16 protein-coding genes and 2 tRNA genes are annotated in these 14,348 nt (G+C 54.0%); 13 read left to right on the top strand and 5 right to left on the bottom strand.

Translation table 11 applies throughout. The features are described from left to right. Positions 1-183 precede the first annotated feature (183 nt). The 11 genes from ACFFSY_RS33010 (at position 184) to ACFFSY_RS32960 (ending at position 10,281) form a co-directional block, all read left to right on the top strand. Positions 184-1,416 carry a putative glycoside hydrolase gene (locus ACFFSY_RS33010; protein ID WP_377502520.1) on the top strand — a complete coding sequence of 411 codons (1,233 nt, stop codon included), beginning with the start codon at positions 184-186 and terminating at the stop codon, positions 1,414-1,416. A gap of 135 nt (positions 1,417-1,551) precedes the next feature. After that, positions 1,552-3,009: an IMP dehydrogenase gene (gene guaB / locus ACFFSY_RS33005; RefSeq protein ID WP_377502518.1), complete on the top strand. Its 1,458-nt coding sequence runs from the start codon at positions 1,552-1,554 to the stop codon at positions 3,007-3,009. 338 nt (positions 3,010-3,347) lie between these two features. Then, positions 3,348-4,658 (top strand): D-alanyl-D-alanine carboxypeptidase family protein, encoded by a 1,311-nt coding sequence (locus tag ACFFSY_RS33000; protein ID WP_377502517.1) that lies wholly within the window; start codon positions 3,348-3,350, stop codon positions 4,656-4,658. 108 nt (positions 4,659-4,766) lie between these two features. Next, a complete protein-coding gene (gene pdxS, locus ACFFSY_RS32995; protein ID WP_377502516.1) occupies positions 4,767-5,648 on the top strand; it encodes a pyridoxal 5'-phosphate synthase lyase subunit PdxS in 882 nt (293 codons plus the stop codon). Between the two features lie 86 nt (positions 5,649-5,734). Further along, positions 5,735-6,319, top strand: a complete 585-nt coding sequence (pdxT, locus tag ACFFSY_RS32990) for a pyridoxal 5'-phosphate synthase glutaminase subunit PdxT (protein ID WP_377502515.1) — start codon at positions 5,735-5,737, stop codon at positions 6,317-6,319. A gap of 172 nt (positions 6,320-6,491) precedes the next feature. Further along, entirely contained in the window at positions 6,492-7,769 is a 1,278-nt protein-coding gene (serS, locus tag ACFFSY_RS32985) for a serine--tRNA ligase (protein WP_377502514.1), read from the top strand. Between the two features lie 165 nt (positions 7,770-7,934). Then, positions 7,935-8,023: transfer RNA gene (locus ACFFSY_RS32980), tRNA-Ser, on the top strand. 221 nt (positions 8,024-8,244) lie between these two features. Continuing rightward, a complete protein-coding gene (locus tag ACFFSY_RS32975; protein ID WP_377502513.1) occupies positions 8,245-8,592 on the top strand; it encodes a hypothetical protein in 348 nt (115 codons plus the stop codon). Between the two features lie 68 nt (positions 8,593-8,660). Further along, the gene (locus ACFFSY_RS32970; RefSeq protein WP_377502511.1) at positions 8,661-8,837 is read left to right on the top strand and encodes a hypothetical protein; all 177 of its coding nucleotides are present in this window, start codon (positions 8,661-8,663) and stop codon (positions 8,835-8,837) included. A 46-nt stretch (positions 8,838-8,883) separates the two neighbouring features. Next, positions 8,884-9,039, top strand: a complete 156-nt coding sequence (locus ACFFSY_RS32965; RefSeq protein ID WP_148933038.1) for a small acid-soluble spore protein P — start codon at positions 8,884-8,886, stop codon at positions 9,037-9,039. 168 nt (positions 9,040-9,207) lie between these two features. Beyond that, the gene (locus tag ACFFSY_RS32960; protein ID WP_377502509.1) at positions 9,208-10,281 is read left to right on the top strand and encodes a hypothetical protein; all 1,074 of its coding nucleotides are present in this window, start codon (positions 9,208-9,210) and stop codon (positions 10,279-10,281) included. Between the two features lie 294 nt (positions 10,282-10,575). Here ACFFSY_RS32960 and ACFFSY_RS32955 read toward each other — a convergent pair whose 3' ends face one another. After that, the gene (locus tag ACFFSY_RS32955) at positions 10,576-10,752 is read right to left on the bottom strand and encodes a YjfB family protein (protein WP_377502507.1); all 177 of its coding nucleotides are present in this window, start codon (positions 10,750-10,752) and stop codon (positions 10,576-10,578) included. 237 nt (positions 10,753-10,989) lie between these two features. On the opposite strand from ACFFSY_RS32955, the gene ACFFSY_RS32950 reads away from it, so the two are divergent. Beyond that, positions 10,990-11,343 carry a hypothetical protein gene (locus ACFFSY_RS32950; RefSeq protein WP_377502505.1) on the top strand — a complete coding sequence of 118 codons (354 nt, stop codon included), beginning with the start codon at positions 10,990-10,992 and terminating at the stop codon, positions 11,341-11,343. Positions 11,344-12,088: 745 nt separating this feature from the next. Here the strand turns inward: ACFFSY_RS32950 and ACFFSY_RS32945 are convergent. The 3 genes from ACFFSY_RS32945 to ACFFSY_RS32935 all read right to left on the bottom strand — a co-directional run bounded on the left by ACFFSY_RS32945 (position 12,089) and on the right by ACFFSY_RS32935 (position 13,058). Next, positions 12,089-12,388 carry a helix-turn-helix domain-containing protein gene (locus ACFFSY_RS32945; protein WP_377502503.1) on the bottom strand — a complete coding sequence of 100 codons (300 nt, stop codon included), beginning with the start codon at positions 12,386-12,388 and terminating at the stop codon, positions 12,089-12,091. A gap of 57 nt (positions 12,389-12,445) precedes the next feature. After that, a complete protein-coding gene (locus ACFFSY_RS32940) occupies positions 12,446-12,808 on the bottom strand; it encodes a site-specific integrase (protein WP_377502501.1) in 363 nt (120 codons plus the stop codon). Between the two features lie 173 nt (positions 12,809-12,981). Beyond that, positions 12,982-13,058, bottom strand: a tRNA-Arg gene (locus ACFFSY_RS32935). 372 nt (positions 13,059-13,430) lie between these two features. Here ACFFSY_RS32935 and ACFFSY_RS32930 point away from each other — a divergent pair. Further along, positions 13,431-13,637, top strand: coding sequence for a Spo0E family sporulation regulatory protein-aspartic acid phosphatase (locus ACFFSY_RS32930; RefSeq protein WP_377502499.1), 207 nt, complete (start codon positions 13,431-13,433; stop codon positions 13,635-13,637). A 7-nt stretch (positions 13,638-13,644) separates the two neighbouring features. On the opposite strand, the gene tadA is transcribed toward ACFFSY_RS32930, so the two are convergent. Continuing rightward, positions 13,645-14,112 (bottom strand): tRNA adenosine(34) deaminase TadA, encoded by a 468-nt coding sequence (gene tadA / locus ACFFSY_RS32925; RefSeq protein ID WP_377502497.1) that lies wholly within the window; start codon positions 14,110-14,112, stop codon positions 13,645-13,647. Positions 14,113-14,348 lie beyond the last annotated feature (236 nt).

Below are 14,348 nucleotides of genomic sequence, written 5' to 3'. Positions count from 1 at the left end.
GAGAGTAGGACGTCGCCAAGCACGAATGACCGACCACAGTGATGTGGTCGGTTTTTTGTTTTGCTCCGGCGTATACCTTTTTGGAGGCTGACAGCATTCGCCTACCTTGGTTGCATCTCCTTGACACAGGAGGGCCCCTTCCGTCCATACTACTGAGCAACGTCAGTGGGAGGTGGTTCAACCATGGTACGATCTTTACGCATGCTGATGTATTTGTGCATAGCCATCATTCTTATGCTATCCAGCGGCTGCAGCCTGCCTGCCAAGCGCAACGAATCGATCTTGCCTAAGGCAGCCGCACAAGGAGTACAGCCATTAGAACGTCAACAACCTCGTTCAGTTGATCGCGGACAGATCGTTAGGCCATCCATAAAGATGAATTCGTCATCGCTTGCAGCGCAGACAATTGCGCGGACACCGAATACACAACCGGTGCGAGGCATCTACGTGTCGGGCTGGGTAGCTGGAGATCCAGTTCGGATGGCAAAGTTAATTCGCCTTATCGAGAAGACGGACTTAAATGCAATGGTCATCGATGTAAAAAATGATTATGGCAATGTGACGTACAAGTCCAACGTACCCGAAGTTAAGACCATCAAAGCGGATGCAAGTCCACCCATAGCCAACATCAGGTCTTTGCTGAAACAGCTGCGGGCCAAACATATTTATACCATCGGTCGCGTAGTTACCTTCAAAGATCCTTACTATGCCCGTATGCGACCATCGCAGGCGCTGCAGCGGAAGACGGGCGGCGTTTGGAAAGATGCGAAGGGCGTTGCTTGGCTCGATCCTTATCAGGCACGAACGAGGGAATACAATATCGCCATAGCGAAAGAAGCGGCAAACCTTGGATTTGACGAGATTCAGTTTGACTATGTCCGGTTTCCCGATAATGGGGCAAAAGTGAACCAGCAAGTACGTTTCGCCCCAACGGGAGGACGCAGTAAGGCGGCTATTATAGGTACCTTCTTAAGGGAAGCAAGACATGGCATTTCACCGACGGGAGCCCGATTATCCGTTGATGTGTTCGGTCTGGTCACCTCGTCGAAGGACGATATGGGAATCGGCCAGACATGGAGAGAGATCGCAAGCACGGTCGACGTGATTTCGCCCATGACCTACCCTTCTCATTATTCGTCGGGCATGTATGGCATCAAAGCGCCTGATTTGAATCCCTCGGCTGTCATTAAACAGGCGATGAAGGACGCGAAGCAGCAGAACGAACTGATCAAGCAGATTGGTCGGAGACCGGCAGGCATTCGACCGTGGTTGCAGAGCTTTACGGCTACATGGGTGGAGCCTCATCAGCAGTACGGAATAAATCAGGTTCGCGCGCAAGTGTTGGCTGCGCAGAAGCAAGGCATCCATGAATTTTTGCTATGGAGCTCGAATTGCAAATATGATTATCGTTCTTAATTTCGACAAAAAAGCCTGTTCGGACTTATCTTGACAGCCTAATACCCCTCTGCTAAAATTGCAACAATATACGTGAGTGGCTTTATTTTTTTAGCGTTTTTTATATCGGAGGAAAGCAAAGGGAGGAACATACTCGTGTGGGAAACCAAATTCGCCAAAGAAGGACTGACCTTCGATGACGTACTGCTCGTACCTCGCCGATCGGAGGTACTGCCTCGTGAAGTCGACGTATCGGTTCAATTGAGCGCGGACGTGAAGCTCAATATCCCGCTGTTCAGCGCAGGGATGGATACGGTAACGGAGGCTGCTTTGGCGATTGCAATGGCGCGGGAAGGCGGCATCGGAATCATTCATAAGAACATGTCGATCGCGCAGCAAGCGGAAGAAGTCGATCGCGTTAAGCGTTCGGAAAGCGGCGTTATTACGAATCCGTTCTCGCTGACACCGGATCATCATGTGTACGATGCGGAAGAATTGATGGGCAAATATCGGATTTCGGGCGTGCCGGTCGTAGATGAGAACCAGAAGCTCGTCGGCATTATCACGAATCGCGATTTGCGCTTCATCCATGACTATTCGATGAAGATCAGCGAAGTCATGACTCGCACCGATTTGGTTACCGCACCAGTAGGAACAACGCTGGAACAGGCGGAAGTTCTACTCCAGAAACATAAAATCGAGAAGCTTCCTTTGGTGGATGAGACGAACACACTGAAGGGTCTCATTACGATTAAAGATATCGAGAAGGCTATCCAGTTCCCGAATGCGGCTAAAGACCGTCACGGCCGTCTGCTCTGCGGTGCGGCAGTCGGGATCGCGAAGGATACCCTCGAGCGGACAGAAGCGCTCGTTCAGGCTGGCGTTGACGTGCTTGTTATCGATACGGCGCATGGTCATCATCAGAACGTGACCGAGATGGTGAAGAAAGTACGCGCAGCTCACCCGAGCCTGACGATTGTTGCCGGCAACGTCGCAACTGGCGAAGCGACGCGCGATCTGATCGAGGCTGGCGCTTCGGTCATTAAAGTCGGTATGGGTCCCGGATCCATCTGTACGACTCGCATAATCGCCGGTATCGGCGTACCGCAAATCACGGCCATCTATGACTGCGCATCCGCTGCACGCGAGTACAATATTCCGGTTATCGCCGATGGCGGGATCAAGTATTCCGGGGACGTAACCAAAGCGATCGCCGCCGGCGCAAGCGCAATTATGATTGGCAGCTTATTCGCCGGTACGGAAGAAAGCCCAGGCGAATTCGAGATTTATCAGGGCCGTCGATTCAAAGTGTACCGCGGTATGGGTTCCATCGGCGCGATGAAGGAAGGCAGCAAGGACCGTTACTTCCAAGAGAACGAGAACAAGCTCGTTCCGGAAGGCATTGAAGGCCGCGTGGCTTACAAAGGACCACTTGCTGATACCGTACACCAGCTGATTGGCGGTCTTCGCTCCGGTATGGGGTATTGCGGCACGAAGAACATCGAGGAACTGAAGAACGATACGTCCTTCATTCGCATCACGAACGCGGGTCTGCGCGAGAGCCATCCGCATGATGTTCAAATCACGAAGGAAGCACCGAACTATTCGCTTTAAGGATAGGGCCTCGCGGTTAAGAGGCTGGATCGCTTCAATAATTATCAACAGCGCGTGCCGCTTTCGGTGCGCGCTGTTTTTTGGTTCTATTAATGAAGCATAAGCACTGTGACAGTCAAGTCAAAAGAGTGATGATTTGGAGGTCAATCGCCGACGTGTGCCCGTGCCTCCTTGTACGGCTGGGATAGGGAATAGCACCACGGTCGTAAACCTTGCGATTCATCTTCATCCTACATCCGTACGGGAATGACCCCATCCTTGCCGCTTGGCTTTTTCGGGTACGTGGGATGTGTTACAATAATGCGTGAACAAATAATTGGGAGAAGAGGAGAGATACGTTGAAACGCAACCGAAAGCCGGTACGGTTGGTGCCGGTGATGTCCGCACTGTTGGCTGTTTGGGTACTCTTAATAACACTGGGTTCCACCTCGGTAATGGCAGCAGGAGAAAGCACGAACTCATCGAATACATCCGATTCGCTTGGCCTTAATGCCGCAGCGGCGATTCTAATCGACGCGGCGACGGGACAGGTGCTGTACGAGAAGAATGCGGATGAGGTTCGCCCACCCGCAAGCATGACCAAAATGATGACGGAATACATCATTCTCGAAGAAATTAAAGCAGGTCGTCAGTCGTGGGATACGGTCGTGACGGCGAATGCGGAAGCGGCAGCGGTTCCAGCCGACGGCTCGCAGATCTATTTGGCCGAGGGCGATCAGCATCCGCTGAAAGATATGTACATCGCGATGGCGGTCGGTTCGGCGAATGACGCGACGATCGCGCTTGCCGGGCATATTGCTGGTTCGGAGCAGGCGTTCGTGGCGAAGATGAACGAGACGGCGAAGAGCCTTGGTCTAACCACGGCGAATTTCACGAGCGCAACGGGCTTGGCGGATACGACGGTCATATCCGCAAGGGATTTGGCCAAATTCGCGAAAATTTTGCTCGATACGCATCCGGAGTTTTTGGACTACTCGAAAATCTCTACATATAAGTTTCGTGAGCGCGACGCGAAGCCGATGGTCAACTGGAACTGGATGCTGGAGGCGCACAAGACGAATCCAGAGACACCGAGCATCGCGCAATTCGCGTATACGGGCGTCGACGGCATGAAGACCGGGTATATTAGCAAGGCCGGGTACTGCTTCACAGGTACGGTGAAACAAGGCGATCTGCGTTTGATTTCCGTCGTTATGGGTACGGCATCGCAGAAAGCACGTTTCCGGGAGACTGCGAAATTGTATGATTACGGATTCGCGAATTTCGAGCGCAAAACGGTGGTGCAGCCGAATGCGGTTGTAGAAAAATCGGAGACGGTCACAATAAAGAAAGGCAAGTCCAAATCCGTGCCGGTCGCGACGAAATCCGGCGTGTCGTTCCTTGTGAAGAAAGGCGAGACGCCTGCGATCGAGCAAACGAACGTGACGCTGCTGTCAGAGGATCAACTGGTGGCGCCAATTAAGAAAGATCAGAAGGTCGGAACGGTTACGTATGCGTATAAGGATCCGGCGACGGGCAAGGCATTGGAGTCCACGGTCGATCTGATCGCGACGGAAGACGTCGAGAAGGCAGGCTGGTTCCGGCTCATGATGCGGGCGATCGGGGATTTCTTCTCCGGCTTGTTCCAGGGCATTGTGGATCTGTTCTAATTGCAACCGAATTAGTATGAATAATGGTTGTCGATTATGGCGGGATGCTGTAAAATTATTGGTTAGAATTAGTACGGCATTTTGCTGAATAACGGGAGGCTTTTAACAATGGAAACAGGTACTTTTCGCGTCAAACGCGGCATGGCTGAAATGCAAAAAGGCGGCGTAATCATGGACGTCATGAACGCCGAGCAGGCGAAAATCGCGGAAGCGGCAGGCGCTACAGCGGTTATGGCGCTGGAACGCGTACCGTCCGACATTCGCGCAACAGGCGGCGTAGCCCGCATGGCGGATCCGACGATCCTGGAAGAAGTCATGAAAGTGACGACGATTCCGGTTATGGCCAAAGCCCGTATCGGACACTTCGTGGAAGCGAAGGTGCTGGAAGCGCTGGGCGCAGACTATATCGACGAGAGCGAAGTACTGACGCCAGCGGACGAAGTATTCCACATCGACAAGCGCGACTTCACGGTACCTTTCGTGTGCGGCGCGAAAGACCTGGGCGAGGCGCTTCGCCGTATTCAAGAAGGCGCGGCCATGCTGCGTACGAAGGGCGAGCCGGGAACGGGCAACATCGTGGAGGCTGTTCGCCATATCCGCTTGATCAACGGCCAGATCCGCAAAGTACAGAACCTCTCGAAGGATGAGCTGTACGCGGAAGCGAAGAACCTTGGCGTGTCTTACGATCTGCTCCTCGGCGTGCATGAGTCGGGCAAGCTGCCGGTTGTTAACTTCGCGGCAGGCGGCGTAGCAACGCCTTCCGACGCAGCGCTGATGATGCATCTGGGTGCTGACGGCGTATTCGTTGGCTCCGGTATTTTCAAATCCGACAATCCGGAGAAATTCGCCCGTGCCATCGTAGAAGCGACGACGCATTACCAAGATTACAAGCTGATCGCGGAAGTGTCCAAGAACCTCGGTACGCCGATGAAAGGCATCGAGATCTCGAAGCTGGACGCGACGCAGCGCATGCAGGACCGCGGCTGGTAATTCATTTGGGTTCATTCCGGGCGGTGAGTCGCTCGGGTCAGTAGAATGCAGCATTAACAGGCAATCGGAAAGAAGGCGTGGACGAGATGAAAATTGGCGTATTGGCGCTGCAGGGCGCTGTTGCGGAGCATATTCGGAGCATTGAAGCGGCGGGCGGCGAAGCCGTCGCCGTGAAACGGGTCGAGCAGTTGGACGAGCTGGACGGCTTGATCATCCCGGGCGGCGAGAGCACGACGATCGGCAAGCTGATGCGGAAATACGGCTTTCTTGACGCAATTCGTCAGTTTTCCGCGGACGGCAAACCCATCTTCGGCACCTGCGCCGGTCTGATCGTCCTTGCCAAGCGTATTGAAGGGCAAGAGGAGGCGCATCTCGAGCTGATGGATATGACCGTTGCCCGCAACGCGTTCGGCCGTCAGCGCGAGAGCTTCGAGACGGATTTGCCGGTGAAGGGGATCGAGGAGCCGGTGCGTGCCGTCTTCATTCGTGCGCCGCTTATTAAGGAAGTAGCACCGGAAGTCGATGTGCTATCTACCTATAATGGAGAGATCGTGACGGCGCGTCAGGGGCATTTGCTCGCCTCTTCCTACCACCCGGAACTCACCGACGACTATGCGCTTCATGCTTATTTTATCCGCATGGCGGAAGAAGCGGCTTCGGTGAAGCGCTAAAAGCAGAAGACTGCGGATGACGCAGTCTTCTTTTTCGCATCAAGACTCGTCGTGTCACGGCGAGCAAGAAGCCTCGGGTATACGGTCGGCAAATGCGTCAATGCTGAAGGATAGCTGGTTATTGCAGGACATGGAACGAAATACATAGCGAGTAGAGAGGGGCTCACCTTTCGTGTTGGATGTTAAATTGCTTAGAAATGATTTTGGCCAAGTCGAGCAGGCGCTGCGCAATCGCGGCAAATCGCTGGACTTGATCGCGGGCTTCCCGGCGCTTGATACGAAGCGCAGAGAAGTCATTCAAGAGACGGAGACGCTGAAAGCGCGCCGCAACACGGTATCGCAAGAGGTGGCCAAGCTGAAGAAAAGCGGCGAGAATGCGGAAACGCTCATCGAAGAGATGCGCCAAGTCGGCGACCGCATCAAGGAGCTGGACGAGTCGCTTCGCGTCATGGACGAAGAAGTGGATGCCCTGACGCTGTCCATCCCGAACATTCCGCACGAGAGCGTGCCAATCGGCGCTTCGGAGTCCGAGAATGTGGAAATCCGCCGGATCGGCGACGTGCCGTCGTTCGACTTCGAACCGAAGGCGCACTGGGATATCGCGCAGCAGCTCGGTATGCTCGATTTCGAGACGGCAGCGAAGGTCACAGGCTCGCGATTCGTGTTCTATCGGGGCATGGGCGCACGATTGGAGCGCGCGCTGATCAACTTCATGATGAACCTGCACAGCGACGAGCACGGGTATACAGAGATTTTGCCGCCGTACATCGTCAATCGGGACAGTCTGGTTGGAACGGGGCAGCTGCCGAAGTTCGAAGAGGATCTGTTCAAGCTGACGGATTCCGACTATTACCTTATTCCGACGGCAGAGGTGCCGGTAACGAACATGCACCGCGACGAGATCCTCGACGTGTCCGATCTGCCGAAGCATTATGTGGCGTACAGCGCGTGCTTCCGTTCGGAAGCGGGTTCTGCCGGTCGCGATACGCGTGGTCTTATCCGTCAGCATCAATTCAATAAGGTCGAGCTGGTCAAGCTGAGCATGCCGGAGACATCGTACGAGGAGCTCGAGAACATGACGGCGAACGCCGAACGCGTGCTGCAGCTGCTCGGCCTGCCTTACCGCGTGCTGGCGCTCTGCACGGGCGATATGGGCTTCTCCGCGGCGAAAACGTACGATCTGGAAGTATGGCTGCCGAGCGGCGGCACGTACCGCGAGATTTCGTCGTGTTCGAACGTCGAAGACTTCCAGGCGCGCCGCGCGGGCATTCGCTTCCGCCGCGAGCCGAAGAGCAAGCCGGAGTACGTGCATACGCTGAACGGGTCGGGTCTGGCAGTCGGCCGCACGCTGGCCGCGATTCTTGAGAACTATCAGCAGGCGGATGGCTCGGTGATTGTACCGGAAGTGCTCCGTCCGTACATGGGCGGGCTTGAAGTGCTGAAGCCGTAAGCAGCGATCACACCTGTCCACCGGCATGTTTCCAGCATGGAATGATGGAATCTGAGGGTAGTATTCGCACAAAATTGTTGCCCAGGTCAAAAATGGAGTTGCTTATCGTTTTTGGCCTGTGGTACAATTCATTTTGTCCCCCTAGCGGGTGACGCTTATTGATACGGAGAGGTACCGAAGCGGTCATAACGGGGCGGTCTTGAAAACCGTTAGAGCGCAAGCTCACGTGGGTTCGAGTCCCACCCTCTCCGCCAGTTTAGCATACAGCACGTCCCGGCGAAGGCCGGGGCGTTTTTTGCATTCTAAGGACGTATACGCTTCGCGTGTATACATAAGCTTAGCATTCTCCGGAATGAAACGAGCCTTGCCGCTAAGACGGCGACAGCCGTTTCACCTTGTGCGCGCAGACGATCGTTACGCAGGTATAAAAGCCGCTTCGCCACCGCATATTATCGTCATGGAGGTGGGAAGCAGTATGTCCAAACACGACAAACTTCGCATTGATCAACAGCAGCTCGTAGCGGCTTGGGAGCGTACGCTGCCGACGACGATTCATGAAGCGGACCGCGCGATCGTCAAACCCGACGAAGCCAGCGACAATACGCTGCGCATTACGATTCATACAGCCGGCCATCAAAACTATAGCTTCGACTACAGCGTCACCTACGTGGACAGCCGCGAGGTCAAGGTGCAGCTGATCGACGTGGAGCGGGACGGCCGTTCGGTCGACGAGCGGACGGATATCATTCAACAGCTGGTGCAGGATTACACGCGCCATATTCACGAATGCGCGCAGGCGCTGCATGAGTTGACGCACGCCTAAACGCGATATAGACGAAAGCGGACCAATAGCGCCCGCAGAAGGCTTTAACGAGAGGAAGGTGCAGCCCAATGTCCAAAGCGAAAGGCACGGCCGATAAAAATTTGACGAACGTGGTGGAGGCCCTCGATCAAGAAGCGGTCAACAGCCATCATGCTCAGCAGCTGCAGCAGGACAAGAACGACCGGCGCCATCAGGATGCGTTGAACCATGATGAGCCGACAGATTTGACGAACCAACGCAGCTAGCTGGAACCAGACAGCACATACCGAGATCCAGAAAGGAGAGCTGACAATGAGCAAACCGCGTTCAGTGCCGGTGAACGGTTCGGAGAACGAGCACCAAGTGAGCAAGGCGGAGGCTGGCCGCTCCGGTGGCCAAGAGCCGCTGTCCGGATCGAAGAAGACGAAGAACGAGAACCACTCCCGCCATAATAACGGGGAAGGATAAGCTTCCCGACGCGAAAGAAAGTCCCTGGTTGTTCCTCCAAAAGGAACAGCACAGGGATTTTTTAATAACTTTTTACAAAAATCCCCTTCCCGTCACCCCTCGGTATCGTATAAAATAGGAAGGCTTACGCAACCGCGAGGCAGAACATAAGGGAGGATACCAACCTACATGAATCGATTGAAATTTGTTCTACCGATGTTACTTGCTGCACTTATGCTGATCGTATCCGGCTGTAGCACCGGCAAGTCGCCGAAAGAAGACATTGTCTCGGCGCTGGCCAAGATGCAGGACCTGAAGTCATACAGCTTCAAAGGCGAACTGGGCTTCGATGAATTCACGATGCCGGAGAGCATGAGCACGGAAGATGCGCAGGCGGCCGCCATGGTCTCGAGCCTGCTGAAGGGCGCGACGGTCACGTTCCGCGGCAATGCCCAGACCGAGCCGATGCGCACGGAGCTGACGATGGATATGAAGCTGGGCGGAGACGGCATGAGCTTCAATATCAGCTTCCCGATGATCGTAACGCAAGAGAAGATGTGGATCAAAATCCCGCAGATTCCGATGTTCCCGATGCCGGAGGAGCTGACGGGTAAATTCGTCGAGATCGATATGAAGAAGCTGGCCGAAGAGCAAGGCCAGGACCTGAAGACGCTCGATACGGCCGCTACGCAGCAGATGGTTCAGGATATGACCAAGACGCTTATGGATAATTTCGACGAGAAGACGTACTTCAGCGAAGTGAAAGCTGCCGACGTGAAAGGACTGCCGGACTCGCTGAAGGACGAGAAGCTAGTCCGATTCGCAATTACGCCGGCTAACTTCGAACAAGCGATCACCACGATCATCGACAAAGTCGCGCCGCAGTGGATCGACACGCTGTTGAAGAACGAATCGTACCTGACCGCGGTCGGCCTGACGAAGGAAGACCTCGAGACGGCGAAGAAGGAACTGGCCGGCACGGAAGACGGCGAAATCAAGCAAGGCATCGAAGAGATCAAGAAGAGCCTCAAGATCAACGAGCTCAGCGTAACGGGCGCGGTGAAGGACGATTACCTCGTGTACCAGAGCCTTATCGCGAACGTAGACGTGACGAACGAAGGCGAGACGATGAAATTCGGCCTGCACTTCGACACGCACTACGAGCAGATCAACAAGGACGTGAAGTTCGAATACGAGATTCCGACGGACGCGGTACCGATGGAAGAGCTGGAGTCGCTGTTTGGCGGCGAGCCTGCGCTTTAATCGTAATCGGAACGGTAGAAGCACCTCCTGGTGGGGGTGCTTTTTGCTGTGCGATAAAGGGTAGCGCGTGCAGGGGATGCGGTGACGTTATCCACATGTGCGTAACGTTGCGTTCGGACCGAATAGCGATGACGAGCTCGGGGATAGTGGGGAAAACCCTGTGGGTTTGTGGATAGCGATGCGAATGGAGAAGCAGGTGGCGGGAACGAATATTTGCGGGAGAAGGTAGGCAAGAACGAGCTGAACGCAAATACCCCTCCTCCGTGCGGAAGAAGGGTACATGCGTCAGACGGGTTACGCCCGAAGATCGATGCGCTGCCCCAAATGAGGCTGGACGCTTTGCTGCATCGCTTGGAGGAGACCCTCGTTTTGCGAGACGGCCGTCTCCTTGGCCATCTTCAGGACGCTGATGCCGACGGCTTGGCTGAGCTTCATTTGGGAGAGGCTCATCGAGAGTGCGGCGATATCCATCGCGAATTCCTCCTATTCAAACTGGCCGGCTACTCCTAATATCGGTAGTTGCAGGCGCGGAGTGAATGGTTGGGGCGGAGAATCTGAGGCCCTTTCGCTTGTGATTGAGAACCCGCCGCAGCCAGAGCATCAGAGAAGACGGATCTCACGTTTATATCACGCACATGCAATCGCGCCTCGGTATACGCGTCTGCCGGCAACGGTTAATGCACGCATCGATAGAGAGGAGGCAGCGCGATGAAAAAGGGGATTCTTATCATGGGTCCGCTCGATACGACTGGCGATCACCACGGTATCGACTACAACTTCGAGAACTGCGTAGTGCTCGACGATCGGCATCACGTAGCCTACGTCAACAAATTCGGCGAGCTATGGGTTCTGCGCGCTAGTAAGGGGGCCGGCCGCGAAACGCTCTATCTCGACGAATCCAACGCGGTCCAGATTGCGGAAGACGTCGACGAAGAGAGCGGTCTCGCCATCGCGCAAGAGGTGTACGTCAAGCTATCGAAAATGACCGCGTGGCAGTTCTTGACGAAGGTATTGATTACGTCCGACCAGGAAATCGCGCTCGAGCTAAATAAACTTCCGTAGGTGGACAAGTCCTCTAGTCGCGCTTGTACCTTTTCTTAAGAAAGTACAGAGCAATAACAACCAAAAGTACAAATATCACCTTCGGCCAGCTGTACTCATTGCCGCTCTCATTTAGACCAAACAACATAGCGATTACGAGGAGAACAGGAACGAACAGCACGAGCTTTTTCATAGTAGCGACTCCAAACTGTTTTTAAGAAAATTATACGCTATCTGAGAATGTTGGTCGCGTCCTCAATTATAACTATAGCCCCGTTCGAACCTTGACTGCGCTGCAACGCGGTTTCATTGGGAAGGGCTACGCCGGCCCAGCGCTTTCTTCGTTTCAAACCCGTACCGGACCGCGTCAACGGTTCTAGATCGTCATGCGGGTAAATGCGGCTGCAACCGCGCAATCATTCTTTCGGTCGCGTCAACGACCTGTACCAAGCGCTTACCGGCGCTAAACGGTAGGTGGACGACGTAGCGCTAACTGCGTCCTAGTTTCGGGAGAAGTGGCGCGAACCCCTTCTCTCGCGGCCGATCGCTTGCTCCTCGGGTGGAACGCGGCACGTTTCGTCCGGTTCACATATAGGACTGCGGTATTTAGGGCGTGCGACTCGGTCGCTGCGGAGCTGGCACTCCGTTAGGCAACGCGATTCTTATCGGTTTTGTAGAGGAACGTCGATCGCGGTCTGCGTGCTTTGATTTATACTATAATGGGAACGTATGTTCAGTTCGCTATTTCAAAAAAAGACAACCTAATTTATTCATCGTCCCCTAAGTGACCTTCCGTGCCGAACTGCCAGAAATCGTGATCCTCTTCATGAACCAGTATAACCAGCTCACGGATATCGGTAATATTCAATGCGTTAGCTATTCGTTCGAGATGATCGATCGTAAGGCGCTCCGGGAAGCCGCGATACATATGGCTGATGGCGTTTGGACGGATGCCAGTCATTCTGGCAAGGTCGCGCTGTTTTAGTTTGCGTGCTTTTAGTGCTACGTGGAGGCGGATCTCTATTGTAAGTGGTCCGGGATCATCAACCTCGCCGGATTCCATCATTCTATTTAAGCTGTCAACCGCATCCTGTCCAATGTTAGAAAATACGCTATGTTTCTTCTATTCGTTAGCACGAAGCGTCTGATGCGTGCCCTCCAAAAATTTTCCAGATTCTAATTCGCGATTCAGCACGTTCTCGTACTTCGTCTTTGTGGACATGTAGTTAACGTAGCTGCGGATAGCTGTCGCGGTGACGTCGTTTATCTTCGCGTGTGGATAAGTTGTGGAGAGCCAATCGCAGAAATAGCGCCAATGACGGACGTAGTCTGCGCGAGTACGATCGCGCGTCCCTTCCGCTTTCTTCGCGCTGTAGAATAAGTCGAACGCGGCGTCTAACGTCAACGAAACGACCGCTTTCTTTACGTTTTCTTCGCGCTTCCCTTTTACGACCGTCTTGCCGGCGAGCGGATCATTAATACGCATAGAAAAACCCCCTACGTTTTATCCGCAGGAGGTCCGTGTAATCGTATATTATCGCGCTGAATGACGGCCTACGTTCTTAGCGTTTGCCTGTCCCAAACCGTGTTCCTTACGCTAAGCCCAAACGGAGCATTCAACGTATGGAAACGTTGTAACTACGCGGGTTTGAAAGAGCGTGGCGCGCCCGAGAGGATTCGAACCTCCGACCTGCAGTTTAGGAAACTGTCGCTCTATCCTGCTGAGCTACGGGCGCGCAGTGCCATTATTTTAGCATAGACAGCTCGTACGCTGCAACTCATACGGGCTGGAAGCGGGGCGCCGGGCACGCCTTGCATGCATGGGATATGCATGGTTAATCGTAAGCCGACGGGCTGAGGTGGAAGTGCCCCAGCAACCAGGCGGAGGTTAACACCAACGGGAGATGCAGACTTAAGCGGACCTTTGGGACCATATCGAGGCTAAACTAGACCAAAATGCCTGCAAAAATGTTGATCATTGTCGAAAATAACTCGAATAAACAGCGAGTCTATCGACAAGAAATTACAAAAATATAAGCTTCCGGCGCGTATAATTATAAGCGTTACTGATTGTAACCCAGATGCGAATGGAGCGAACAACACGCGACATGAAAGACAAAATAAAACTACTGGATGAGCTCCATGCGCTTCGCGTCAAACTCGAGTATCTTGCGCAGACGCGAGGGAGCTTGACGGACCCGGACGTTCTGGCGGCAAGCGAAGCAGCGGACGAGCTGATCGTGGACCTGCAGCGTATACAGAAAGAAGAGCTGACTAGAGGACGGACAGGTTACCGGTCGTTCCCTTCGGAATAGGAAACACTCAAATGCGCCTTCTCAGCTTACGGAAGAAATTGGTGAGCAGAGCGGCGCATTCTTCTTGCAGCACGCCGCTGACCATCTCGGTCTCATGGTTGAAGCGGGGCTCCTGAAGCAGATTCATCAGCGTTCCCGCGCAGCCGGCTTTCGGGTCGGTCGTGCCGTACACGACCTTGTGGATGCGGCTCTGCACCAGCGCCCCGGCACACATCGGGCAAGGCTCCAGCGTCACGTAGAGCGTACAGCCCATAAGCCGCCAAGCGTCCAAATGCTTGCTCGCTTCGCGGATCGCGATCATTTCGGCGTGAGCCGTCGGGTCGAGGGTCGTCTCGCGCAGATTGTGCCCCCGGCCGATGACAAGACCGTCTTTGACGATGACGGCGCCGATCGGCACCTCGCCGATGGCTTCGGCCTTTTTGGCCTCTTCGATCGCCTCCCGCATCCAGTGTTGATCTTCTTCGCGTATAAACATGAACATGCAGCCTCCGTCATTGTAGAGTTAGTGGTACAATGGCTCTTTTCGACAACGTAATCGTGTCGTTTTCGCTCGAATTATGCCACGAACAAATATTCGTTGTTAACAGCTTGTGAATATAATTGTGGATAAGTGTGCTTTTGTTCACATTATTATCCCCATTTTATTCAATAGGCATGTGTATAACGTGGATAACTTGTGGACAATCCCTGGATATTCGCGTGAATTCCACA

It is taken from the genome of Paenibacillus aurantiacus (genome assembly GCF_042431225.1).
GTDB classification, from domain to species: Bacteria; Bacillota; Bacilli; order Paenibacillales; family Paenibacillaceae; genus Paenibacillus_Z; species Paenibacillus_Z aurantiacus.
The sequence above is the reverse complement of the archived record's forward strand: the minus strand, read 5'-3'. Positions and strand labels throughout refer to the sequence as shown.